Annotated in this window: 18 protein-coding genes and 3 pseudogenes; 11 read left to right on the plus strand and 10 right to left on the minus strand. The window is 60.2% G+C overall.

Annotated features, from left to right (window positions below; genetic code table 11):
- Nucleotides 1-1456: 1456 nt before the first annotated feature.
- The 3 genes from ACVMDN_RS04890 to ACVMDN_RS04900 all read right to left on the minus strand — a co-directional run bounded on the left by ACVMDN_RS04890 (nt 1457) and on the right by ACVMDN_RS04900 (nt 2581).
- Nucleotides 1457-1615, minus strand: a complete 159-nt coding sequence (locus tag ACVMDN_RS04890) for a hypothetical protein (RefSeq protein ID WP_176731252.1) — start codon at nt 1613-1615, stop codon at nt 1457-1459.
- Between the two features lie 220 nt (nt 1616-1835).
- Nucleotides 1836-2246 carry a hypothetical protein gene (locus ACVMDN_RS04895; RefSeq protein ID WP_456835523.1) on the minus strand — a complete coding sequence of 137 codons (411 nt, stop codon included), beginning with the start codon at nt 2244-2246 and terminating at the stop codon, nt 1836-1838.
- A complete protein-coding gene (locus tag ACVMDN_RS04900; protein ID WP_456835522.1) occupies nt 2207-2581 on the minus strand; it encodes a Fic family protein in 375 nt (124 codons plus the stop codon). Before ACVMDN_RS04900 ends, ACVMDN_RS04895 begins: the two co-directional genes overlap by 40 nt.
- A gap of 35 nt (nt 2582-2616) precedes the next feature.
- On the opposite strand from ACVMDN_RS04900, the gene ACVMDN_RS04905 reads away from it, so the two are divergent.
- Nucleotides 2617-3003: a hypothetical protein gene (locus ACVMDN_RS04905; protein WP_456835521.1), complete on the plus strand. Its 387-nt coding sequence runs from the start codon at nt 2617-2619 to the stop codon at nt 3001-3003.
- A 331-nt stretch (nt 3004-3334) separates the two neighbouring features.
- Here ACVMDN_RS04905 and ACVMDN_RS04910 read toward each other — a convergent pair.
- Nucleotides 3335-3877: pseudogene (locus ACVMDN_RS04910) on the minus strand (IS5/IS1182 family transposase); the annotation flags it as partial.
- Between the two features lie 99 nt (nt 3878-3976).
- Between ACVMDN_RS04910 and ACVMDN_RS04915 the strand changes: the two are divergent.
- The 4 genes and pseudogenes from ACVMDN_RS04915 (at nt 3977) to ACVMDN_RS04930 (ending at nt 8708) form a co-directional block, all read left to right on the plus strand.
- Complete coding sequence (locus ACVMDN_RS04915; protein WP_456843612.1) at nt 3977-4759, plus strand: transposase; 783 nt, start codon at nt 3977-3979, stop codon at nt 4757-4759.
- 365 nt (nt 4760-5124) lie between these two features.
- A pseudogene (locus ACVMDN_RS04920) lies at nt 5125-5996 on the plus strand (site-specific integrase); the annotation flags it as partial.
- 300 nt (nt 5997-6296) lie between these two features.
- Nucleotides 6297-6811: pseudogene (locus ACVMDN_RS04925) on the plus strand (IS21 family transposase); the annotation flags it as partial.
- 64 nt (nt 6812-6875) lie between these two features.
- Entirely contained in the window at nt 6876-8708 is a 1833-nt protein-coding gene (locus ACVMDN_RS04930) for an NEL-type E3 ubiquitin ligase domain-containing protein (protein ID WP_253587806.1), read from the plus strand.
- 134 nt (nt 8709-8842) lie between these two features.
- Here ACVMDN_RS04930 and ACVMDN_RS04935 read toward each other — a convergent pair whose 3' ends face one another.
- Nucleotides 8843-9499, minus strand: a complete 657-nt coding sequence (locus ACVMDN_RS04935; protein WP_375167293.1) for a DUF6088 family protein — start codon at nt 9497-9499, stop codon at nt 8843-8845.
- Between the two features lie 142 nt (nt 9500-9641).
- Here ACVMDN_RS04935 and ACVMDN_RS04940 point away from each other — a divergent pair, with 142 nt between their 5' ends.
- From ACVMDN_RS04940 to ACVMDN_RS04955, 4 genes are all read left to right on the plus strand, one after another.
- Entirely contained in the window at nt 9642-9971 is a 330-nt protein-coding gene (locus tag ACVMDN_RS04940) for a hypothetical protein (RefSeq protein WP_141718188.1), read from the plus strand.
- 346 nt (nt 9972-10317) lie between these two features.
- Entirely contained in the window at nt 10318-10818 is a 501-nt protein-coding gene (locus ACVMDN_RS04945; RefSeq protein WP_456835926.1) for a hypothetical protein, read from the plus strand.
- Nucleotides 10808-10987, plus strand: a complete 180-nt coding sequence (locus tag ACVMDN_RS04950) for a site-specific integrase (protein WP_176731253.1) — start codon at nt 10808-10810, stop codon at nt 10985-10987. The genes ACVMDN_RS04945 and ACVMDN_RS04950 overlap by 11 nt, the downstream gene beginning before the upstream one ends.
- The gene (locus ACVMDN_RS04955) at nt 10975-11418 is read left to right on the plus strand and encodes a tyrosine-type recombinase/integrase (RefSeq protein WP_253603449.1); all 444 of its coding nucleotides are present in this window, start codon (nt 10975-10977) and stop codon (nt 11416-11418) included. The genes ACVMDN_RS04950 and ACVMDN_RS04955 overlap by 13 nt, the downstream gene beginning before the upstream one ends.
- A 390-nt stretch (nt 11419-11808) precedes the next feature.
- Here the strand turns inward: ACVMDN_RS04955 and ACVMDN_RS04960 are convergent, their stop codons facing one another.
- From ACVMDN_RS04960 to ACVMDN_RS04975, 4 genes are all read right to left on the minus strand, one after another.
- Complete coding sequence (locus ACVMDN_RS04960; protein ID WP_176731254.1) at nt 11809-12234, minus strand: sigma factor-like helix-turn-helix DNA-binding protein; 426 nt, start codon at nt 12232-12234, stop codon at nt 11809-11811.
- A gap of 496 nt (nt 12235-12730) precedes the next feature.
- Nucleotides 12731-13927 (minus strand): IS91 family transposase, encoded by a 1197-nt coding sequence (locus ACVMDN_RS04965; RefSeq protein WP_253603446.1) that lies wholly within the window; start codon nt 13925-13927, stop codon nt 12731-12733.
- Nucleotides 13928-14797 carry a tyrosine-type recombinase/integrase gene (locus ACVMDN_RS04970; protein WP_081335036.1) on the minus strand — a complete coding sequence of 290 codons (870 nt, stop codon included), beginning with the start codon at nt 14795-14797 and terminating at the stop codon, nt 13928-13930.
- Nucleotides 14685-15167, minus strand: a complete 483-nt coding sequence (locus tag ACVMDN_RS04975; RefSeq protein WP_253587796.1) for a hypothetical protein — start codon at nt 15165-15167, stop codon at nt 14685-14687. Before ACVMDN_RS04975 ends, ACVMDN_RS04970 begins: the two co-directional genes overlap by 113 nt.
- 424 nt (nt 15168-15591) lie before the next feature.
- Between ACVMDN_RS04975 and ACVMDN_RS04980 the strand changes: the two genes are divergently transcribed.
- The gene (locus ACVMDN_RS04980) at nt 15592-21006 is read left to right on the plus strand and encodes a hypothetical protein (protein ID WP_069279840.1); all 5415 of its coding nucleotides are present in this window, start codon (nt 15592-15594) and stop codon (nt 21004-21006) included.
- 290 nt (nt 21007-21296) lie between these two features.
- Here ACVMDN_RS04980 and ACVMDN_RS04985 read toward each other — a convergent pair whose 3' ends face one another.
- Complete coding sequence (locus ACVMDN_RS04985; protein ID WP_081334989.1) at nt 21297-21935, minus strand: phospholipase effector Tle1 domain-containing protein; 639 nt, start codon at nt 21933-21935, stop codon at nt 21297-21299.
- A 577-nt stretch (nt 21936-22512) separates the two neighbouring features.
- On the opposite strand from ACVMDN_RS04985, the gene ACVMDN_RS04990 reads away from it, so the two are divergent.
- A complete protein-coding gene (locus tag ACVMDN_RS04990) occupies nt 22513-23715 on the plus strand; it encodes a cytochrome P450 (protein ID WP_069279842.1) in 1203 nt (400 codons plus the stop codon).
- Nucleotides 23716-23770 lie beyond the last annotated feature (55 nt).

Genomic DNA, 23770 nt, shown 5'->3' on the forward strand with positions numbered 1-23770 from the left:
ATCAGAGCGACATGCTCTTAAGTGCAATAGGTGGTCACGTGCCGTGTCGCCCAACCCGACCGTAGCCGTGCAAATGACTACAGAAGACTACTCGGTCAAGGCCGCAATGCTCAGCTGCCCGCTCGAAGAAGCGCCTGGACCGGAAGGCGCGCTCCGCATCACGAACCAAATTTAGCGCAGAGCTCCGCAGCACGAAACAAATTTAACGCGGAGATGAGATTTTTGTCGCGCGGGAACAGCCTCCGAGCGGACCTGATCCGCGAGTCGTGGTCCAGTCCAGATATCGTCTGGCCCTCTAGAATAAGCGCCTCGGAGAATCTGCGAAGGGCAGGGCGATGCTGGTCAAGGGCGGTCTCGCTGCGCCTATTGGCACGAGTCACCATTTCAATGAAACTTTCGTCGTCCTCTGAGGGGGCCTTGGGCGGAATCGCGCTGCGAGCAGCCGGCTCGCAGCAAACGCGAAGATTGCTCAACGGCGCCTTCATCGTTCGGTTATTAGAATTCGTTGACGTGAGCGATAGGATTGCTGATTGCGCGGATCAAACGCTTGACGTCGAAAGCGGAGAACATGCCCGCGATCGGCGACGTTCGGTAGATACTGCTTTTAATCATTCCGAGCCGCAGCATTATTAGTCGCGTCATCAATTCGGCGCCGGTCTTCAGACTGATGAGGACAAGTACCGGTGCTGGCTGGGAGCGCCGTCGCCAAGAACGGCTCAAACGCCTTTTGTCTCGCCGAACCCTCATGCTGCTGTTCCGAGGTGGCATGCTGCACCTGCGACCAAAATGTTACATTTGATGGGTCACAATTGTGCGGGTCCACGTTGCCTCACATCCAAGATCACCTAAGCAGACATCCTACCAGAGCAAGCTTTCGAAAAGCTGACGAAGCCGCAGCGTAGCTGCTGGCGCTCGGACGGAACGACATTGGCTCCGATCTATTCCGTCACGCCTACGTCATCGGCCTCCCGTCGGGGATGCTGTCGAGCCGAGCGCGCCAAAGTGACTTTGGATCATCGACATTTGGAGGTGAGCCGCACGAGGTCCTATCGGATGGTCAGCAGTCGCCAGCCTTCCGGCCCGGTAGCCTGTGGGGCGGGGCGCCTTAGCTTATCCTGTTCGCAGACCTACGGCGAGGCGCTGTGTGCCGCGAAGCCGATGCCAGACGATCGCGTAGTCGGACTCGATATCCGCAGAAAAATCTCTCTCCTTTATAAAGGCATCAGCAGATGAGTACGCCGCCGTCGAAGCAAGTTATTGGCATTGAGCTGATCGGCCGCACGGCTCGGCCGATCGCAAGGATGATGATACGATAAAGACGCTGCCGGATCGTCCTGACCGAGCTTACGGAGGAGCGCACGCTGGCGCTGCGCGACAAGCTGGCGACCACGCCTTCCATCGCCCTCCAATCGGCGCTGCACAAGTTCTGCCTCGACGTGTTCTCCTCGCATTCCTTCTACGGGACGGCGATGGAGGTCTTGTGCGGCGCCAGCTCACCGAGAGACCCAAGACTGTCTTGGCGACCACATCTGATACCGCTGGGCGTGTTATTCGCACCGACGAACATGGTCTGTTCGTCGAAATGCAGGCGAGCAATGACCTTGAAATCTGGCATCGCTTATCGCCGCACCTAATAATGATGCGCCGCGGCACTCCCGGACGTGATTTGAGGACTGGCGAAGTGAGACGCTAGGTGAGCACTACGGCGACATTACTCCCTCGCGCAAAGCGAGTTGGTAAAGATCGTGACAGCGAAGCCGTTTTACCGGCCTTAGCGGGTCGCTCGCCCGGCCCATGCGAGGTAATTGATTTCTCGCTGTCATTGCCGCGCAATCCTACCTGGGAAACAGTCCCGGCATCCAACGCGACGCGAGCCGCGCCGGGAAGGCGAGATGTAGCGGCGCCCGCGGACTTTCGGAGGTTAGAATTTCCGCTTCAAGGAGGGCCGATGTAACCCTGCGGGCGCTGCGCTCGCTTGTTTGCAGTAAAGCAGCGGCATCGCCGCGCGGAAGTTCACCACGGAAGAGGATCGCTTCCAAAATGGCTCCTGATTTTTGGGGCAGGCGGTCGGCCCGTGTTTCTTCTTCGGCCCAGATCAGGATGCGGTTGCGGAGATGATCGGATTGCACGAGCCCTTGCATGAAGGTGACCGGATCGATGCAGGTCTGCAGAAAGAAGATCGCGAATTCCGCCAATGCTTCTTCACTTAGCGTGCCGCGACCGTCCAGATCGTTGCGGCGCTGCATGTCACAGGCAGTAAGATGTTGCTTGTAGGTCGCCTCGTTGCGGGCAAGGCCGCGCGCGATGGACCAAAAGCCTCGGTGTCGAGCGTTTCCCGCTGCATGGCATAGGACATGAGCCGCGCAACGCGGCCATTTCCATCCAGGAACGGGTGAATCCAAAGCAGGCGGTGGTGGGCGCAGGCCGAGGCGACGATTGCGTCGACTCCTCGAAGCGGGTGAGGAAGCGCGGCAGGGCGCCCGGGCTGACCGGCACATGGCGGCCCACCGCAACGTCGCGGTCGCGCAGCTTGCCAGCGACGACCTCGACACGTTCCTTGGTGTCCGGATTCTCGACCCAAAGCAGGTCTGTCGGGAGCAACTCGCAGAAGCGGCGATGGACTTCGATGATGCCGTCCTGCATCGTCGCGCGACCATTGAGGCCTCCCTCATCGATCCACTCCTGGACGGCGATATGGGCGATGGCTTCCTCTTGCAGGTCGCGTTTCTTGGGGTCGGCGCTGTAGTCGTGCTTGAGTGCGCGTTCTATATCGATCGGGTGAGTGTCGTGCCCCTCGATCAGGTTGCTATAGTAGCAATTCATCGAACGTACGAGCCTAGCCAGGGAGATCAGAACACCCCTGGGCAGGCTGTGCCTGAAAGCGGCCGACTTTGCCGCCAGTTCGACCGAGAGGTCGGCGAGCTGGGTTCGGCGTCCCGAGCTTTCGGAGACAAGCATCGGTTCCATCAGGCCGGTGCTTTCACCTCTGTCTGGGACCGCTGATTTGGCCGGTTCTTTGTCCGGTTTGTGAGTGCTCATTTTTGTAGCAATACCAGCAATTTAATGTCAACTACAGCTCTATCCTTGCCCTATTCATGGCCGGATAGATGTCCGCTAGGAGAATTCGAGAATTCGCATTCTCCGCAAATAATGCGACGAATAGCATCGCAATCGGTAGCAATGGAGTCTTCCGCCAGCAGTTGCTCTCCAACGCTGCGGCTTCGGCGATTCAGCGCTCTGCTGCCGTCGCCTTCATGAAGATGCGGCATCGGCAATCGGCAGGAGGCGCTCGGCGCGTCACCATTGCACGTGGCATAAATTCGGTAGTCGTCCGTCAAGCGGGGTCGAGGGCGACTGGGGTTGCGAAGGCGGGCCAAAGAGCGATCAGGATGAAGCGCAAGAGCTTCCTGAGCCAGGCGAGGATGCGGCGGAAGTTGTGGCCCATGGCTGAGAGGACGACGTTGGCGGCGTCTCCTGGGCGGCCCTTGAGGTAGCAGCGGCCGAGGTGACCTTCGGCCTTCAGGTGTCCGATGATGGGCTCGATGGCGGAGCGGCGGCGCAGCTCGCGCTTGATGACACCGAAGACGCCGCGCTTCTGGCCGGAGATGAAGACGCGACGGGGATCTTGCGCGTCGTGGCCGCGGTATCCCTTGTCGACATAGGCGCGCTCGATCGCACAGCCGGTGAGTGTCTCGGTGCGGTCGATGGCGTCCCGCAAGGTGTGACCGTCGTAGGGGTTATCGGGCAGCGCCTTGGCGTGCAGCACGAACAGGCCCCCAGGAGCACGGCGGTTGTTGGTGACGATGGAGGCCTTCACCCCGAACTCGTAAGGAGCGCTGGCCTTACCCTTGCCGATGCACTCCACCTCCGGAGCATGCAGGGGTGTCCGGGGAATGATTCACTGTGTCGCGGTGCATGCTCGGCAGGACCGAGGCAAATCGGTCTTTTCTGGTTGTCGAGACACAGAGGGCCGAGCATGCGATATCGCGGTAGCATTTTTGGAAGGCTGCTTGAACCGATCAATCGACGGCAGTTTCAGACGGTTGTGGATCGTCTGGACGGGGATGCCTACGACAAGTCGTTCAGGAGCTGGGATCTGGTGGCGCTGATCTATGCCCAGCTTAGCGGCAACAGCAGTCTGCGCGGGGTGGTGACTGGCTTCAACGCCAATTCGCAGCATCACTATCACTTGGGAACCGGCAAGCTGTCGCGCTCGACGTTGTCCGATGCCAATGCCCGCCGTCCGATCGGCATTTTCGCGCAAACCTTTGCGGCGCTGTCGGCGATGGCGCGTCGCCAGCTGCGGAGTGAAGGCATGGAGATGGTGCGTCTGATCGACGCCAGTCCGATCCCGCTCGGCAAGGTCTGCAGTTGGGCGACGTGGAACGGCCGCATCCGCGGCATGAAGCTGCATGTCGTCTACGACCCAAGGAGCGATGTCCCGACCTGCGTCGAGATGACGGCCGCGAACGTCAATGACATCGAGATCGGCCGACAGACCCCAATCCAGCCCGCCACCACCTATGTGTTTGACAAGGGCTATTGCCGTTTCGACTGGTGGCAGAAGATCAATGATAGCAAGGCTTTGTTCGTTACCCGGGCGAAGACGAGCATCCGTCTTCGCTCGCTCAGGCATCGCGCCATCCGCAAGCGTAACGGGGATGGCTTCGAAATCCTTGCCGATGACGAGGTGAAGCTCACCAGCAAGGGCGCAATCCTGCAATCGCAAAACAGTCCGCAACGACAAATGCGATTCTAGCTCAATTGCTTAGCCGATCTTCACGGACGACTCCATAGCGAGCCTCCACTGGACAAATGGTTCGCTACCCAGACGTCGAATTATGTTGCGTGAACAATGCCCACAGTGTTCACGCTCCCCGCAATTATCGCTCCTTGCACAACATAAATCTGGCCGCAACATAACGCGAATTGGACGAAGCCGCTCCGCGGCAGAACACTCGGCAAGAGTGGCCCATCGTCGGATGAAGGAATGCGGCTGAAGCAAGTGTAACTGCTTTGGCGTGCCATGGTGAGACGTAATTTGCAGCGTTCATAGGCTTGGCTTCGAGCAAGATGGCGTTGCTGCCCTCGGACAGTTTTCGTTTTTTTGCCAAGGAGCCTTCAATGACCCCGCTTCGGTTACGCATGATAAACGACATGCAGATCCGCAACTTGTCACCGTATACGCAGGATTCCTATCTGCTGCAGTTTTCGCAGTTCGCCCGCCATTTTGCGAAGTCGCCGGCTTTGCTTGGGCCGGAAGATGTCCGCGCCTACCAAGTCTATCTGACGAACGAGAAGAAGTTGGCGCCGAGTCGATCCACGTGACCGTCTCAGCGCTCCGTTTCTTGTACCGTATCACGCTCGGCTTCGAATGGGATTTCGACCTTATCATTCCGTGTCCAAAGGCGCCCAAGACGCTCGCCGTCATCCTCAGCCCCGAAGAGGTACTGCACTTCCTCGGCTGCGTGGAGAGCCTCAAGCATCAAGTGATCTTGACAACATGCTACGCCGCCGGTCTGCGCATTTCCGAAGCGGTACGCCTAAAGCCGGGGGCCATCGACCGACGGCGGATGGTGCTACGCGTCGATCAAGGCAAGGGGAAGAAGGACCGTTACGTCATGCTCTCGGCACGGTTGCTGGAGACACTGACCGACTATTGGCGCGCCGTCCGGCCGAGCACGTGGATGTTTCCCGGCGGTATCCCCAACGAGCCGATATCGACCAACGCGGTGCAGGACGCCTGCAGCAAGGCGCATCGGTTAGCGGGCCTTGCCAAGCCCGTGACACCGCATTCGCTGCGGCATGCCTTCGCCGTTCATCTACTCGAGGCCGGCACCGATCTTCGCACCATCCAGCTCTTGCTTGGCCATCGCAGCCCGTCCACAACCGCGCAATAGCTCCGGATAGCCACGAACAAAGTCTGCGCGGCGACCAGCCCGCTGGAGCTGCTGCCGCGCCCAATCCCTAAGGCACCACCACCGCCGCCGCCTGAACCCTGTTGTCGTTCTTCCGACGTCAAACCTCCGGCGCTTCGCATTTTCGGCTACTTCGCTTCCCAGATCTCGCTTCCACCCAGTACTTTCGTGATAATGTCCGCTTTGGACTTGTCTCCAGTCCAGATCACGACGTTCACAAACAACGGCGCAGTGATTCAACACCCATAGCTGCAGCAGCGTGCCCGCGGCTTCGTCCAACACGTTTTTAGATTACCGGTGCCCCTCGCGAGTGCCCATGTTGGGTGCTGCGCGCCGCCAATCTAAAAACGCTCTCTAATATGTAATCGTGAACATATTTCGCGGTTCTGCGATTTATTCCGGGAGTTCGAGCGGCGTCTGTCTCCGACGATGCGACAGGACCATCCGGCCGGTGACAAGGTCTTTGTTGTTACTCCGGCAAGGAAATCATGATCGTCGATCGCGAAACCGGGGTTGTGCGCGACGCGGAAATCTTCGTCGCCGTGCTTGGCGCCTCAAATTATACTTACGCCGAGGCGACCTGGACGCAGACACTTCCGGACTGGATCGAGGCCCATGTCCGCATGTTCCGGTTCTTTGGCGGGGTGCCACGCCTAATCGTTCCCGACAATTTGAAGTCCGGCGTGCACAGGGCTTCGTTCTACGATCCTGAAATCAATCGCAGCTACGGGATGATGGCGAAACCCCGGGATAAGGCAAAAGTGGAAGCCGGGGTGCGTTTTGCCCAGACCTACATCCTGGGGCGGCTTCGCCGACAGACCTTCTTCTCGCTGGCCGAGGCGAACGCGGCCATCGCCGCCGCGCTGGACAGTCTGTCAGCTTTTCGAAAGCTAAGTATCTTAGGTGCTAGAGCATGCCACCGTGACTGAGTCTACTCAGTTTCGTAAGGAGGGTAAGATGGATCCTTTTGAGAGAAGACAAATTCAGCCCGGCGGCGGAGGCTTCTTCCGTTCTACATCTTCCAGACAAGAGGCCGAGCAAAGCGGACCGGAGGCGCAGTGGGACGCATTCCTGACAGGCTACGCAGCAAACTCCGGGGGCTCAGCCCATGCAGAGGACGTTGACCACGAGGTGCTTGAGAATTGGGCTACCGAATCGGAGACGGGCCCGCTTGAGAATCGGGAAGAAGCTGTAAGACGACTGAACGCTCGGGGTGAGGCCGCCAGACTGAATCTCGGAGCGTTGAGGCTTACTAGCCTACCTCCACTTCCGAACGCCATCGTCGTCCTGGATGTAGGCTTCAATCGGCTTACAAGTCTGCCGGATAGCCTCCCTCCTTCGCTCCAGCGTCTTGACCTTAGGGGCAATGAGCTGACCAGCCTGCCCGCGCTTCCGACCGAGCTCAGAGGTCTTGACGCGAGCTCCAACCGGCTGAGGAACTTGCCTGAGGTCCTACCTGCTGCGCTGCAGTTTCTCGACCTCAACTACAATCAATTGGTAGACCTGCCCGAGGTCCTCCCTGCTTCGCTCCGGCTTCTCTACGCCCGCAACAATCAGTTGACGAATCTGCCGGAGGTTCTTCCTGCCAGGCTCCGGTATCTCGACGTCGGCGAAAACGAACTAACGCGTTTGCCGGAGGCCCTCCCTGCTTCACTGGAGCTTCTCGACGCCAGCCAAAACCAGTTGACGAGCCTGCCCGAGGACCTGCTGACGCGGCTAGGCGCCAGTAGCAGGATATATGCGACTCAAAATCCGCTGCCCGAACAGGTGCTGACGAACCTGGATACAGTCCTAAGCGCCGAAGGCTATGTCGGTCCGACCGTCTACCTTCCACGCAATGACGTTAGTGAATGGTCCGGGACAGACGATGAAGAGGCCGATGCTCTCATTGAAACGGTCGCAGACTGGCTCCGGGGCAATCCACAGGACGGCGATCAAGAGGTCCTGGCGGTTTGGCAGAGCGTTGCTGAAGAGCCGGGCGCCCGGGAATACGCGCTCTTCCTTGGCAAACTGTTCGACTCCGTGAACGCTGAGAATGAAGAATTCCGGCAGTCGGTGGCCAATGATCTGCGGGGGGCAGCGAAAAACCCGCAATTGGTTACGCGCTACTTCCAACTGGCCCTGGACGCCAACCAGAGCTGCGAGGATCGCAGAACTTTGACCTGGAACGGCATGCAGACCGCACGCCTCATCGCAGACGTCGAGAACGGCGCCTATAACGACAAGGCTCGACTTCCCGATCTCGTCGATCTGGGCCGGGTCATGTTCCGCCTGGACGCGCTGGAGAGAATTGCGCGCGAGAAGGTTCAGTCGCTAGGCTCGGGCAACAACGTCGAAGGCATCGACGCCATTGAGGTCTTTCTTGCTTATCAAAACAAGCTACGCGAACGGCTGGGACTGCAGCACGTCGCGCCGGACATGCGCTTCTTTGAAGTCTCCGGCGTCACCGACGCTGACGTTGATTTCGCAGAGACATCCGTCCGGAACAGGGAGGCGGCGGAATTCGCCGATTATTTGGCGGTGGACTGGCAACCTTGGGACGACGTGGTGCGTCGCATCGCACCCGAAGACCACGCCATGGCGCAGGACCAGCTCATTGCTGCAATGGGGAACGAGTTCGACAGCCGACTTGAGCAACAGCTGGCCGACAGAGGCCTGACAGAGGCTGAAGCTGGCCTCGTCGAGGATGCCAAGCGGGAATTGGGTGCCGCAGTTCGTAAACAAATCGCCCGTGAGATCAAGGGCGCTCTAAGAGACAAGGTGCTCAATGATCGCGGCCTCACCCTCTGATGCCACCTTTGCTGCAGTAGGCGTACTGCAGTTTGCCTCTGCGTGCGGCCGGCGCCGAGAGAATTTGCGTGCGCAGCAAGTGCAACGGATCACCAATCTAGAAGCCGGCGCTGCTCGGCTCATGCGGGAGCTCCCTAAGGCGACGATGGAAGTCGACCAACTGGACCAGCATCCGAAGCGCGAAAGGCGGCGAGATCACTGTCGAAGTTCGCGGAAAGAGCCATTTGACTTGCGTCATCCTGCAGCACGCTGTGCCCGAGCGATTCAGCCGGAGTGAGTTTCTGGCTGACGGACCGCAGCGCTTGTCTTGCCTTGGCGCGGCCCCGGCAAGCGCCGCGGACCCCCGCACCTGCTCCACCGTTTGCAAGCACTAGCTGCAAACCGGACGCATGCTTGAGTTCCACCATCTGCTTGCCGATGTAAGGCTCACGCGAAAGACCGTACCTTAGATAAACCTCCCGAACAACGACCTGCGTCGTCCAACCGAGACGGTTGGCTGCCGCAACTCCGCTGGACACGATGGTTTCGCCGCTCCGAACCTGCTCAACCGCAGCTCTAACTCTCACGTCGCGCGCAGGAGTTTTCTTCGCTCGGTAAGACGCTACAGCTCGACGGCAGCCCGCTTTCCAAGATGCAAAAGACCCCCTCAGCAATCGCACGCCTTCCCGCAATTTCTTGGTGATTTCCAGGATTCGGGTGCTCAGAAGGACCATGGCACATACTCCATTCTCAAACACAGAACAACTTCTGACACCTAGCGCCAAGCATTCAGCTGCGATCTCCAAAGGCATCACGTGCTCGGCTGCCAGTGCCTTCTTCAGGGCGGCAACATTGCGAGGTGGTGAATCACAGATTTGAAGCGCTGGGCCTTCGCCAAAAAAAGCAATCTGCTCGATGTCGTACTCAATCCGCGCTTCTCAGTGACCAGCTCAGTTGTGGACACCGCGTGTCGATGCCTTCCCACATCTAGGCGAGCCAAAGAGCGGAATTGGTCGCCAGCTCATGTTCCGACGCCCCACAATTATCTCGCAGGAACATCGCGATTTAGCGCTGAACGTTGCCGATCAGAGGCGATTTGCAAATGCAAAGGACATGTTGTCGCAACATGCCCGCTTTCTGCTCGATGGCGAAAAGGCAAAAGTGATAGTCGCAAGCATAACCAAACAAGTAGCGCGCCTCGTGGTACGAGTTGTTCGCGCTGAAGCCGTTAGCGAAAAGGACGCCGAAATGATCAAGGCGCCTTCGTATACCCGCGCTTTCTGACTAAATAGTCTGACCGTTAATGAGCTCTCCTGAACGTGCAGCTGTCCATCATCGCTCTTCTCTCGTCATTCCATTGGAGGATCGCCATCGCTCCCTCTTCATCGTGAACGTAGCTTTCTCTTCTCTCCAGATGATTCCAATGGCAGCCAATCTTTGGCCACCCGGAAGAACACATTCAGCGACCATCTCGCGGCTTTCATCGTTTCGGCTGATCGATCCTTAACGTGCCGCCCCCATCGAAAGGAAGGGGCCGCGCACCGTTGAACAACTGATCCCAGACATCTGCACCGGCCGCTGATCGCAGCCGGCCTGCAATCTCATCGAATTTGCTGCGGTGTTGCAACCGATGCTGGCGTTGCTGGAAGCGGTCGTGCAGAGCGGCAAGCCCTTGCTTATGATCGCCGAAGACGTGGAAGGTGAGGCGCTTGCCACGCTTGTCGTGAACAGGCTGCGGGCCGGATTGAAGGTCGCGGCTGTCAAGGCATCAGGGTTGCCGCGCGGACAAGAATCTCCATTATTCACTACGCGCGGCAGTCGACCCTGGCACTATGTGCGGGTCATCTCCTGGTTTCAGCATGTCCGCCGAGCCGCCGGACTCAGTTGCCCTGTCGGCGAGCCTCGACCTCCACGGCTGCACGATATTCGCCACACAGCCGCGGTGCACCGGGTGATCGCATGGTATCGCTCCGGCCAGGAGGTGCAGCGACTACTTCCGCAACTCGCAACCTACCTTGGCCACATCGATAGCCGTTCAACCCAGCGCTATTTGCAGATGACGCCGGATCTCCTCCAGGCGGCCAGCGAGCGCTTTGCTCTGTACGCGATGGAGGCCGACCATGAAGGATAAGAGCCTGCTTGGTCCGTGGATCCGGCGGTTCTTGCTGGAACATCTGGTCGCCGAGCGCAATCTTTCCCACAACACCGAAGCCAGCTACCGCGACACGCTGACATTGTTGCTGCCGTTTGCCAGCAAGCAGGGAGGCTGCGCCATCGATCGCATGACGTGGAAGAGTTGACGCCGGAAGTCGTCCGCAAGTTCCTGGACCACCTGGAGCGCGATCGCCAGTGCAGCGAGGTTACCCGCAACCAACGGCTGGCGACCATCCATTCACTGGCGCGCTTTATCGGGACGCGTTCGCCGGTCCACTTGGCCTGGTGTTCCGAGATACGGGCAGTGCCGTTCAAGAAGACGGCCAAGACAGCGATCGGATACCTCGAAAAGGCCGAGATGGACGCGCTGCTAAACCAACTTGACCGACGCACGAGTCTTGGGGTGCGCGACCATGTTCTGCTGCTTTTCCTATACAACAGCGGTGCTCGCGCCGATGAGGCAGCAAAATTGACGGTCGGCAATCTCCAACTGGGGGCGTCCCCGTCAGTGCGGCTTCTCGGCAAGGGAAACAAGATCAGAATCTGTCCCTGTGGTCAACGACGGCAACCTCGTTGACTCGCCTTGTAGCCGACCGGAACAAAAGTGAAGGGGTCTTTCTCGGGCGGACGAACCAACCTTTGACGCGCTTCGGAATACACCGTCTCGTGACGCAATATGCCGCTATGGCGGGCGAAACGGTCCCGACGTTGGCGATGAAGCGCGTGAGCCCACATACGGTTCGGCACACAACGGCCGTGCAGGCTGCGCGCCGGCGTCGACATCAACACGATCCGTGCTTGGCTGGGCCACGTGTCATTAGACACCACGCACATCTATGTTGAAGTCGACCTGGAGATGAAAGCAGAGGCGTTAGACAGGGTCGATATCAGCAGCCTGAGGCCGCCGCCTCGACAACCCTCTCTCCCGTCGTTGATGGCCTTCTTGAAGGCTCTGTAGGCCGAAAGGTCACACTCTTACGTTGCGGAGCGAGCCGAGGAGAGTTGGCGAAATCCTTGGTTCGCTCAGCAGCGACAACATAAATCCGGCCGCAACATAACACGCATAGCTGAAGCTGTCGGAGTTTGCGTCGCAATACTCCTCCCACAACAGCATCAGCGTGACGTTCGGGCGCCGCAGCTCGCGATGCACAAGCGCCCAATCCCGATGCGGACGCTCGTCGTTGGGCCGATCGGAAGGCGGTGGAAATAGGCGGTTCTCGAGCCGGACGTCGTCATCCAGCTCCGGCGGCAAAGGCCAGGTCAGGCTGGCGCGGCGGGCTCGGTTCACGTACTTGCTGACCGTGCCCTTGGCCAGACCGAGGCTGCGGGCAACGGCGCGTTGCGACATGCCGACGCTAAAGTGCAGGCGTAGAACTTCGCGAATGTGGCGCATGGACAGTCTCTCTGTCGGCATCTCGATCCTCTGCGGTTTAGGCAAAAGACCGAGCTACCCCGGTTGCAGACTGTCAGCGGTGCGCACCTCCCCGTTGTCCCCGATCACGATCGCTGGAAATAGCGATCACGATCAGCTGGAAATGGTGATCACGATGCTCTGGAATTTTTAGGGTTGAGCTGGGTCGCGCTTGAGGATGCGCGACCCAGGCACGAGCGCGACGCAGCTCAAGCCGGGTTGAACGAAGCCGCGGGCCGGGAGCTCAAGCGGTTATGGGGATTGAGGGCGCCGCAGACGTGCGCGATCCGCGATCAGTTGGGGATGGGTAAATGCACAGATTGGTGCGCAGCCGAGTCGGCTCGGCCGGCTCGGTGTGCAATAAGAGCGGAATCGTGCTTGCAACGGCAATTGCAGCATGGCTGGGCGAGCACCGACCCGCTGTCGGCCAGAGCGTGGTAGCAGTGATATCGGCGAAAACTATCGTGCGCGATTGGGTTCATGAGGTGTCCGGCGTCAGATTACCCCGACGAGGTCCGGGAAGGATCTCGATAACGACCATGCGGCTTCCGCAACAGGGGCATGGCGGTCGTTCGGATGTGTCTGCGACTGCGCACGCAGGCTGCTGCTCGGGCGCCTGATCAGCAATCGAAGGTGGCGTTGCCGCAAGCAAGCGACGGATCAGCATGAGCTTGGCACGGCGATGCCCGTTAGCGAGAAATCCATAGTGGCGGATGCGCTGGAAACCATCGGGCAGGACGTGCAACAAGAACCGGCGTATGAACTCGTCGGCCGCGAGCGTCATCGACTTCATCCGTGCTCCGTCGCGATAGTCGCGCCAAGAGAAGGTGGCGCCGTCATTATCGACTGCGAGAAGCCGGTGATTGGAGATGGCAACGCGGTGCGTGTAGCGAGCCAAATAGGCTAGAACCTGCTTGGGGCCGGCGAAAGGTCGCTTGGCGTAGACCAGCCATTCGATGCGGCGCAGCGACGTAAGGACTGTATCGAACGCTGAATGATCGCTGAGGTGCTTCAGATTGCCGAAGAAACGCAGCTTGTCGGCACGATAAGCAGCCCTCAGCTTCTCCAGGAACAGCCGGTGGTAGAGACGCGACAGCACGCGCACCGGCAGAAAGAAGCCCGGTCGGCAGGCGATCCAGCGATCGCCGTGCGCCGACAGCCCGCCGCCCGGCACGATGCAGTGGACGTGCGGGTGATGGGTCAGCGTCTGGCCCCAGGTGTGCAGCACCATGATCGCACCGATCTCAGCGCCGAGGTACCGCTCGTCGGCCGCAATCGTCTTCAAAGTCTCAGCCGCTGCCTCGAACAGCATCGCGTAGACGGTCGCCTTGTTGTGATAGGCGATCGCCGCCACCGGCGCCGGCAGCGTGAACACCACATGGAAGTACTCGACCGGCAACAGGTCGGCAGCGCGGGCGCTGAGCCACTCGCGGGCTGCCGTACTCTGGCACTTCGGGCAATGACGGTCGCGGCAGCTATTGTAGGAGATCCGCTGGTGCCGGCAGTCGACACAGCACTCGACGTGACCACCGAGCGCGGCAGTCCGGCACGCTTCGATGGCGCCCATCACGCGCAGCTGGGATCGGCTGAGGTGCCCGGCGTGGGCGACGCGGAACGCGTCGCCGTGCTGGCGGAAGATGTCCGCCACCTCGAACGCCGGACGTGCGCCGGGCACCTACTCGGGCCGAGATCTCAATCGTGCGTCGAGATCGTCGAGCGGACTTCTGGCCCGTGCGATCAGATTGGTTGCGACTTGCGTGTAGCGCTCCGTCGATGACAATCGCGCATGGCCAAGAAGGACTTGGATGAGCCGGATATCAGTCCCGCGCTCGTAAAGGTGAGTAGCAAAGCTGTGCCGCAGAACATGTGCCGTCACCCGCTTATCGAGGCCGGCATGTTGCCGAGCTTTGCGGCAAGCCTCTTGCAGCGTGGCGACGCTCACCGGATCGTCCGGATTGCGCCCCGGAAACAGCCAATGGCGCGGTTTGGCCAGACACCAGTAGGATCGCAGGATGCTAAGCAGCCGCGGCGACAGCATCACGTAACGATCCTTGCCGCCCTTGCCGGCGGTGATCAGGATCAGCATGCGCTTGCTGTCGATCGCGCTGGGCTTCAGGCGGCTGACCTCGCCGACCCGTAGCCCGGCAGCGTAGGCCGTCACCAGCGCAACGCGGTCGCGCAGGGCCGGTACAGCCTCCAGGAAACGGGCGACTTCCTCCGCACTCAGCACCAGCGGTTGCTTGATCGGCTCGCGGGCCGAAATAATGTTCTCAATCGCCTCCTTGCGCCCGAGCGTCACCGCATAGAAAAAGCGCAACGCGCACGTCACTTGGTTGATGTGAGTCCACGACCGCTTCAACCCGATCAGGTGCAGTTGGTACGCGCGCACCTGCTCAAGGCCGAGCTTGTCAGGTGATCGGCCGAAGTGTCGGCTAAAGTTCGCAACCGCGTACACATAGGATTGCTGCGTCGACGGTGATAAGTTGCGCAGCGTCATATCCTCGATCATGCGGCGGCGCAGCGGGCTCGAACTCATCGTGGCCATGAGGCACTCCTGGATTAAGAGGAACGGACTTGCGGCCCAATCCTCTCAAACAGATGCCTCTCAGATAAATGGCCTCGCCCTCCCGCGGAGCGGGTTCGTTCAACACGCACTCATGGTAACGATTTGCCCGGCGTTCTGTGAAATCGGCGGCAATCTTATCGTCAATAAGAACAGCAACGGATTCGAAATTTTCCGAGAAGACCGCGAGCACGTCGGTTTCGCCCACTTCGCGCTGGATTTTGCAGAAACCGAAATTCGGCTTTTTCGCACCGGAAACCCTTGAGCCCGACTTTTCCACAAACCAGTCATCGAAGCCGTTACCGCTATAAAGTTCTTCGAGGATGAAGAGATCAAGGTCTCGTTCCTGCATCTGAATGAAGTCATGATATTCAGCAGCTCAGTGTTGAACGTTGCGCTCAAGAAGTACTTTTCGTTGCAGCACAATGCCCGCCATAGCTTGGGCGATATCAATGCCGTAGGGTTGAGTATGGTCCGCATGTTTGCGGGACGCTGCCGGCTTCTCTCTCACGCTGCGGTTAGGAAGAGCATTGCGTCCGTCAGGTTCCCGACAGCTATTTCTCCTAGCAAACCAGCGTAGGTTTCCAGTCGGCTGAAGTGGATCGCAATGGAACAACATCGGAGCAACCCCTGCTTGGGGAGCTTGGCGACGGCATGCTGGGCCCCATGACCCTGGTGCGCGGTTCAACCCTGCTGAACCCATAAATGCCCTCGATGTGCGGCTCAAGACCAGCATACGCCGGAGCCCCAACCTTCATCTTCGAAAGCGAGAGCGGATGGACTTCACCTCAACGAACCCGATGCGTCGACAATCGGACAACGTCGGCTCGCAAGACGCCTCTCTGGTCGACTCGGCGGCCTTTGAGCGCCAGCTGAGCGAGGTCACCAGATCGCCCGCTCGCAGGCCCATGCAGCTCCTCACCCATCAATCGGGTGGATCAGCATCTGATGCGCAATCCATCATGGACGTCAGCGGGCAACAATTCGCGACGGCATCGCAGGGAGTAAGCAGCGAGGCTGTGCCGGCTGCCTTGCCGCTGCAGCCGGCGCGCTCAAGCGGGGTTTTGATAGGGTGTGGCAAGCGGCCTGTTCATTCCGAAGATGTGCCCCTTATTCAGGAGGTTCGGGAGGCTCTCATCAAGGGCGGGGCCGCCGAACGGACCGCCAAGAGCAATGCGGGTCATCTTCTCAGCTTGGCTCGCTGGCTCTTCGAAAACAACAAGGGGCCGATTGCTGGTCGTCTTAATAACAGTACGCTGACCAACGATGTCAGCGAGTTCATCAGCAAGGGTGGTTCCAAGCGCGCGCCTAAGGCGCTGGATCATCTGCGGACGTCGCAGTCGGCGGGCGGGGCCGCGCCGATTGCGGGTGTCGCCGACCTCACTCTTTATCCGGAGGATGCGGCCCTTATTATAGAGTACAAAAATGACGCGGCGACGGACACCGCGAGGGTCTATGCGGGTGCTCTTCGCAGCTTCGGTCAATACCTGCGTGAAAGCTGCAAGGAGGGCATTGCTGCCCGACTTGGCGACCAGTCTCTCGATGGAGACGCTGAGGACTATAAGGCGACTGGTGGCAACCCGAAGATCGGCGCCGCGTTGGCTCATCTTCTAAGGTCGTCAACAGGCGTCCGAACAAGGGGGCATGGACGCCATATCGCTGCCGTCCCTGATCCCGAAGGCGCAATCTTCATCGAGCCTGGGCTCGTTGATGTCGCAGCTGCGCAGCGCAGCGCGTCGGAGGCTGCTGTTAACTGGCCAGAGATCCTCGCTGTGGAAGGTCATGAGCAGGATCTGCTTGCTGGCATGGTGGACGAGACCGACCCATCTTCGCCTATCGATCGACCTCCGCAAATTGGTGTAGCGACCTTGCAAGCGCAGCGTGCCGCACTGGCTCATCTCAAAGGGTCGGCGTGCGCCCGAGTGATCGAACTTAGGCATTACCTTAATCCCGTTCCTGCTCTCGAAGAGGCAGGTCTCATCGAGCCGAGCCACGCTGGGGACATCGCTGCGCAGCCTAGCGCATTGGAGGGATCTGCCAGCTGGTCAGAAGTCATTCGAGCGGGTAATCACGAGCAGGACCTGCCTGGTCGCATGATCGACGAAGCTGGCCCATCATCGCTTCCCGAGGCGCTTACGCAAATCGATGTATCGGCATCGGAGGCGCAACGGCCGACGCGGACGAGTGGACCCCCATACATCCCGCCTCCGCATGGCGACGACGGGGGAGCGATGCTCGATCCCTCGGCGCAGCCGCCAAGCCAATCAACTTGGGCGTTCGTCGGACGAAGCGGGGACCCCCTTTATTCGGAAGACGCGGCTCTCATCGAGACGGTGAGGCCGGCACTGATCAGGGCTGGCGCCGCCGATCGCACCGTGACGGATAACGTACGCTGTCTTCTCAGATGGGGCCGTTGGCTTGTTAAGCACGATAAGCCCGGGATTGCTGCGCGGATTCATGACAAGTCGCTCGACAAAGATGCCGAGGAGTTCAGGCAATGCGGGGAGCGGGCCGTGCTTACGGCGCTCAGGCATCTGCGTGCCTCCCAATCTGCTGTCGGAATTGTCCGCATTTCCAGCCGCGTCGACCTCAATCCTTACCCTCAAGACGCGGAGCTCATCAAAGCGTACAAGAAAGAAGCACGAACAGAGACCGCCAGGAGATATGCAACGGCTCTTATCGACTTCAGCCACTATCTGCGTGACAACAACAAGCCCGGCATTGCCGCGAGGCTCGGCCATGCAACGTTGGATGAAGATGCCAAACGTTACAAGGAGGCGGGCCTCGGTGGTCGCCAAAAAGCGAGTGCCGCACTTGCCCATCTGCTGGCGTCTCCGCCCGGCGTCCGAGCGATGGAAGTCCGACGCCATATTCCACCCATTTCTGACCTCCAAGAGTCATTTCTCGCGCAGCCGAGCCGCGTCGGGGATGTCTCTGCGGGGCACGACGTCTCGGAGGAGACTGCCAACTGGCCGGAAATCCTTGCCGCGCAAGATCCCGAGAATCCACCTTTGGCGACAATAGACGAACGAAGCTTCTCGCCGTCTCTTGAGACAACCGCACACCATTTCGACATAGCGAATTCCGGAGCGGGTGACTTGAGCTTGCCCCACGATCAGCAATGGACTTGGGACGGGGAGATGGATGCGCTCGACGGGAGCGCTCTGGTGCCAGTCGAGCGGGTGTTCTTCAATCATGAGCAGGACGCGCCCGATGCGAGGCCTGCGAAGAGGCAGAGGATTCTGGAAGATCGGCAACTAATAGCCGTTGAGCGACAGCCGAGCGAAGCGGGCAGTTCAGGGAGGCGCGTGCTAAGGCAGGTCTCGGCCGCTCGGAGCGTTGCGGCCGTGCCGGCCGACTCGCCTCCGTGGTCGGGTCAATCGAACAGGATTTTGGTAGGTCGCAGCAACAGCCCCGTTTATTCCGAGGATGCGTCGCTTGTTCTGGGACTTGAGAACGCCTTGATCAAAGCCGGAGCCTGCGAAAGCACCGCGAAGGGAAATGTAGGTAGTCTTCTCAGATTGGGGCGTTGGCTCGTCAAAAACAACAAGCCGGGAATCGCTGCTCGGCTTAATGACATGACTCTGGACCGCGATGTCGCGGCCTTTGACAACAGTCGGAAGCATATGGTCCATACGGCGCTTGGTCATCTGCGCGCATCTCAGTCGGCAGGCGGAATCGCGCCGTTCGCAGGCCGCGTTGTCCTCAATCCGTATCCTGAGGACGCGGCCCTCATCAAGGAGTATAAAGCGACTGAACTTCGACCTAGCGCCGCAAACTATGCAAATTTTCTCGCCGATTTCAGTCATTACCTGCGCCAGAACTACAAGCCGGGAATTGCTGCCCGGCTAGGTCACGAGTCGCTCGTGAATGACGCCAGCTCTTATATGGCGGTTGCCGACGGTCACAGGACGATCGGAACCGCATTGGACAATCTCCTAAGGTCGCCTGCGGGCACCCGAATGCTGGAACTCACGCGCAATAGTTCTCCTAATCCGGACGTCCAGGACGCGGCCCTGATCAAGTCGAGGCGCATTGGCAATGAAGAGGCGCAGCACAGCGGGCCGGAGGGCGGTATGACCTGGCCAGAAGTCCTTCCTGCAACCGGTCACGAGTGTGATCTGCCATTGGAAGAGATAGACGAACCCGGATCCTCGTCTTTTGAGCCAACCGCGCGCCACCAACAGGCACCAGGCTCCAACGAATCCGTTCGGTTGAACTGGCCTCGCGATAGCCAGCAGGCCGACCAATTGCCGGTTGAACTTGACGGAAACAACCTCCCGCCGGACGAAGAATTTCTCATCAACAATGAGCATGATGCGGGGTACGCATACAGCGTAATGCCGCCTCCTGGAGGCGATGAGGCGTTCCGGCGCGACCCGGCGCTGCAGGCGGATCAATCAGGTTGGGGTTTGCCAGGTCGTCGCGGCGAAGTTCTTTATTCTGAAGATCTACCCCTGATCCTGGGGCTCAAGGAGGCGCTTCTCAAGGGCAACGCCGCCGACAGCACTGCCAAAGCCAATGTAGATCGGCTTCTCAGCTTTGACCGCTGGTTGTTCAAGAACAACAAGCCCGGCATTGCTGCTCGACTTGACGATGGATCGCTCGACGATGATTCCGAGGAGTTCACAAGAAAGGGTGGTTCCACCAACGTACGCACGGCACTCGCTCATCTCCGAACCTCCCAGTCAATGGGTGGAATCGCACCGGTAAAAGGCCGGCCGGACCTGACAGCTTATCCCGAGGACACGGCACTCATCAAAGAGTACAAGAGCAAAGCTGCGACCACAGGGAATTCAAGCACTGCAACGACCTATGCAAGTCTTCTTACCGATTTCAGTCACTACCTGCGTGAGCACAACAAGCCAGCCATTGCTGCTCGGCTTTACGAAGAAGCGTGGAACGAAGACGACTCGCTGGATGAAGACGTCAAGCGCTACAAGGATGCCGGTGGTCACAGAGCGGTCGGCGCCGCACTCGACCATCTCCGTGATGGAGCGAGAGACCTCGTCCGTCCTCCGTTCCATCCCGAAGATATGTCCCTAATTTCAGAGCTTGAAGACGCTCTCGTCAAGGCGGGGTACCAGGAGATCACCGCGAAGACGAATTATGCTCGTCCTCTTCGCAGATTCAGCCGGTGGCTTTTTGCAAACAACAAGTCGGGAATTGCTGCCCGCCTCAGTGACAAGTCGCTGGACGAAGATGCCACCTCGTTCGACACGGGTCGGAAACGGCTCCTCCTCATGGCTCTCGATCGGCTCAGAGCCTGCCAGCAGACGGGCGGAGTGGCGCCGATCACAGGCTTGCCGAGGGCATGGGAAGCCGCTTGGCAGCAACGCGCGCCGCAGGGAGGCTTCAATTGGCCCAAAGTCCTCCCCCCGCTAGGCGATACTCCGGAGTCTTTGTTGGAGATGGCCGATGAAGTCGGTCCGTCGTCCCTTGAGCCATCCACGCGCCAAGAGCCTGCACTCGATTTTAGACAGTCTCGTCCGTTGAATGGAGGGCACGACGGCCAGTGGTCCGCGGATGAGTTGATGGATGAGCTTCACATCGGCGACCTCCCGCCGGGCGAGGAGCTCCTCTTCAACGACCAGCATGAGATCGAAGAGTTGAGGCCGGCCAAGAGCCAAAAGATGCTCGGCCATCCGCAAGGCCGCGCCGTCGAGCAGCAGTCGAACGAAGGCGCCAATTCAGAGGGCGGTGCGCCGACGACGAGCCTCGCTCATCAAATCACGCAGCGCGCATGGGCGGCGCACGGGCACGACTACGCGACGTACCGCGGCGACGCGAGCGCGCAGCACGGTAAGCAGGGGCGCGTGATCACTCGGCCGCCGATCCTTCCCGATGCTCACGGTCTGAATCAGCTGGAGATGATCGAAGGAAGCCCACCTTGGTCCGGAGTGGTCCCGCCGGCGCAACTCCAGGAGGCAGAACGGACAGGGCAGGAGACAGTCCGGTCAACGTCAACCTCATCGTCGCAGATGCCGTTCAACTTTGATTGGAGTATGTGGCCGGCCTCGGAAGCCGCGCCGTCCCTGTCTGTTCCGGCTCACGTGTCGTCTGGTTCGCACGGGGGGCGCGATAATGGTATCCCTCCAAGCGCGCCGTCCGATGCTCAGATCCGGCATTTGGATTCGACAGTCTCGTCCCAAGGCCGTACGGACTTCAGCTCGGAGCCTCGGGCTGGCTGACCCGCATCTCCCGGCACGTTAAACGTTGTGGAGTTGCACCGGGACAAGCCGAGTTCGCCACGGGGGAGACGGTTCGTCCCCCGTGACCGCTCAAGCCCGGCGAAGCCGTCGGCGGTGCGTGAACCTTTACCTTCACATAGTGTCGCTCGCTCCCGGTCCGGTTGCGATCGAAGACGCGTATACGTTTGCTCATTGCGCACCCACCACCAACAACATCGAAATCGTACTAGACCCGATGTTCGCCCCTGAGGTGACGGGCGGCCCGCCCCGCGGCAAGCTCCTATCGAGGGTTACGCCGGATGGTCCGGCGCCGAGCCGCAAGCATGGGCAGCGGGCCTGATGAACGATAGCATTTTCGTGGGCTGGATGTGCACAAGGCGACGATTTCGGTTGCGGTGGCCGAAGGGATGCGCGGCGGGGAAGTTCGTAACTTGGAGAGCATCCCCAATCGCGCCAATCAGATCGACAAGCTGGCGAAGAAGCTTGGCAAGGATGACCGGCAGGTAAGTTTTGCTACGAAGCCGGTCCCTGCGGATATGGCCTGCATCGACAACTGACGGGACTGGGGGCACAACTGCATCGTGGTGGCCCCCGATCCCGATGAAGGCCGGGGATCGGGATAAAACCGACCGGCGCGACGCGGCGATGATGCCGAAGCGGCTGGGCGCCTTGCGGTCGGGAAAATTCTCGGCCGCATGCGTCATCCAACCCAGCGAGATGCCGGAGAGGCGGGCTTCATTTCCCGTATAACTACCGCCGACACCGGAGTGGTTTCCGGCGAACCACACCTGCTGCAGCCAATCCGGATGCTTGATATCGCGCAAGGCCCGCCCCGCACATTCAGCTCGAGAGCGGGCCTTTGTCGGGCACTTGCTGCGCCGGTTGTCGGCATTGAGACTCAATGCCAGAAACCTGACACTACGCGCCACTAGAAAGTGCCAGCTGAGCCTGCGAATTCAGCTCGGCACGCGATTTGCTCTGTTCTTGGCATCATCACCAATCACAGTGTGATGGTCTTCGGGACGGACACGGTGCGCGTCGCTGTTCGCGTTTGGTCTGTTCCGACGGTTTGCTATGGCGATGACTTGGCGTTCGGTTGTGGACCGAGAAAATGCAGGGAAGCGTTGGATGCGGTCTAGAGTTCTTCCTTTGGGAGCCACAGTGAAACTGCGACCGGAAGTGTGCGACTGGTCCGGAGGCAATATTGGCGGACAAGTCGGTGGCGGGTACCTCGAGCCTCCTTCACCAATCCCTACGGTCAGTCGATCTATGGCGATGCCGACAGGTTCGATATCATGCGGCGGCACAACATGCACCTGTCGTTCGGCTAGGGGCGCATTTCTGCCTGAGCGGTGCGCTGGCGCGCCTGGAATTGCGATGCGTCTTCCTCGCGCCGCTCGTGCTGCTGGAGGATCTGTCGCTGACGATCGCCGCGAAGGACTTCGTCTACGGCGGCGTCTGCCGGTCACCTTCCGCCCTTCCATCGCTTAGAGAGTGAAGTCCACCATGTCTGAACCATCCCTGCCGACGCTGCCGATGTGGCGCGTCGATCACATCGCGCCCTCGCCCGAGATGTTGGCGCTGTGCGCCAACGGTCCGATCCACCGCGTGCGCTTCCCGTCCGGACACGAAGGCTGGTGGGTGACAGGCTATGACGAGGCTAAGGCGGTGCTGTCCGACGCGGCGTTCCGGCCCGCGGGAATGCCGCCGGTGGCATTCACCCCGGATTCGGTGATTCTCGGTTCGCCGGGTTGGCTGGTCTCGCACGAGGGCGACGAGCATGCCCGGTTACGCCGGATCGTGGCCCCGGCCTTCAGCAACCGCAGGCTGACGCTGCTGGCGCAGCAGGTCGAGGCGATCGCCGCGCAATTGTTCGAGACGCTGGCGGCGCAGCCCCAGCCCGCCGACCTGCGACGCCACCTCTCCTTTCCGCTTCCGGCCATGGTCATCAGCGCCCTGATTGGCGTCCTTTACGAGGATCACGCCTTTTTCGCCAACCTGTCCGACGAGGTGATGACGCACCAGCATGAAAGCGGCCCGCGCAGCGCGTCGCGCCTGGCTTGGGAGGAACTGCGCGCCTACATTCGCGGCAAGATGCGGGACAAGCGCCAGTATCCGGGCGACAACCTGCTGACGGATCTGCTCGCGGCGGTCGACCAAGGCAAGGCGAGCGAGGAAGAGGCTCTCGGCCTCGCGGCCGGCATGCTGGTGGCGGGACACGAGAGCACCGCTGCGCAGATCGAATTCGGCCTGCTGGCCATGTTCCGCCATCCGCAACAGCGCGAACGCCTGGTCGGCGATCCATCCCTGGTGGACAAGGCAGTGGAGGAAATCCTGCGCATGTACCCGCCAGGTGCCGGCTGGGACGGCATCATGCGCTATCCGAGGACCGATGTGACCATCGCGGGCGTGCATATTCCCGCGGAGAGCAAGGTACTGGTCGGCCTGCCGTCGACGTCGTTCGATCTGCGCCATTTCGACGACCCGGAAATCTTCGACATCGGACGCGACGAGCAGCCGCACCTGGCGTTCTCCTGCGGGCCGCACGCCTGCATCGGCGCGGCGCTGGCCAGGCTGGAACTCAAGGTGGTGTTCGGTTCGATCTTCCAGCGCTTTCCCGCGCTACGCCTGGCCGTGGCGCCCGAAGAACTGCGGTTGCGCAAGGAGATCATCACTGGCGGGTTCGAGGAGTTGCCGGTGCTCTGGTGATGCAGGGAGGCCGCCGGGGATCGCGATCTTGTTTCGCAATTGCCGGCGCGCCTGG

The sequence above is a fragment of the Bradyrhizobium sp. USDA 4510 genome (assembly GCF_054059095.1).

Coding starts and splice junctions, on each gene's coding strand:
- ACVMDN_RS04890 (WP_176731252.1), bottom strand. CDS start 1,615: ATGCCAGATTTCAAGGTCATTGCTCGCCTGCATTTCGACGAACAGACC.
- ACVMDN_RS04895 (WP_456835523.1), bottom strand. CDS start 2,246: ATGCAGCGCCGCAACGATCTGGACGGTCGCGGCACGCTAAGTGAAGAA.
- ACVMDN_RS04905 (WP_456835521.1), top strand. CDS start 2,617: ATGGACTTCGATGATGCCGTCCTGCATCGTCGCGCGACCATTGAGGCC.
- ACVMDN_RS04915 (WP_456843612.1), top strand. CDS start 3,977: ATGCGATATCGCGGTAGCATTTTTGGAAGGCTGCTTGAACCGATCAAT.
- ACVMDN_RS04930 (WP_253587806.1), top strand. CDS start 6,876: ATGGATCCTTTTGAGAGAAGACAAATTCAGCCCGGCGGCGGAGGCTTC.
- ACVMDN_RS04935 (WP_375167293.1), bottom strand. CDS start 9,499: ATGCCTTTGGAGATCGCAGCTGAATGCTTGGCGCTAGGTGTCAGAAGT.
- ACVMDN_RS04945 (WP_456835926.1), top strand. CDS start 10,318: ATGCTGGCGTTGCTGGAAGCGGTCGTGCAGAGCGGCAAGCCCTTGCTT.
- ACVMDN_RS04950 (WP_176731253.1), top strand. CDS start 10,808: ATGAAGGATAAGAGCCTGCTTGGTCCGTGGATCCGGCGGTTCTTGCTG.
- ACVMDN_RS04960 (WP_176731254.1), bottom strand. CDS start 12,234: ATGCGCCACATTCGCGAAGTTCTACGCCTGCACTTTAGCGTCGGCATG.
- ACVMDN_RS04970 (WP_081335036.1), bottom strand. CDS start 14,797: ATGGCCACGATGAGTTCGAGCCCGCTGCGCCGCCGCATGATCGAGGAT.
- ACVMDN_RS04975 (WP_253587796.1), bottom strand. CDS start 15,167: ATGCAGGAACGAGACCTTGATCTCTTCATCCTCGAAGAACTTTATAGC.
- ACVMDN_RS04980 (WP_069279840.1), top strand. CDS start 15,592: ATGGACTTCACCTCAACGAACCCGATGCGTCGACAATCGGACAACGTC.
- ACVMDN_RS04990 (WP_069279842.1), top strand. CDS start 22,513: ATGTCTGAACCATCCCTGCCGACGCTGCCGATGTGGCGCGTCGATCAC.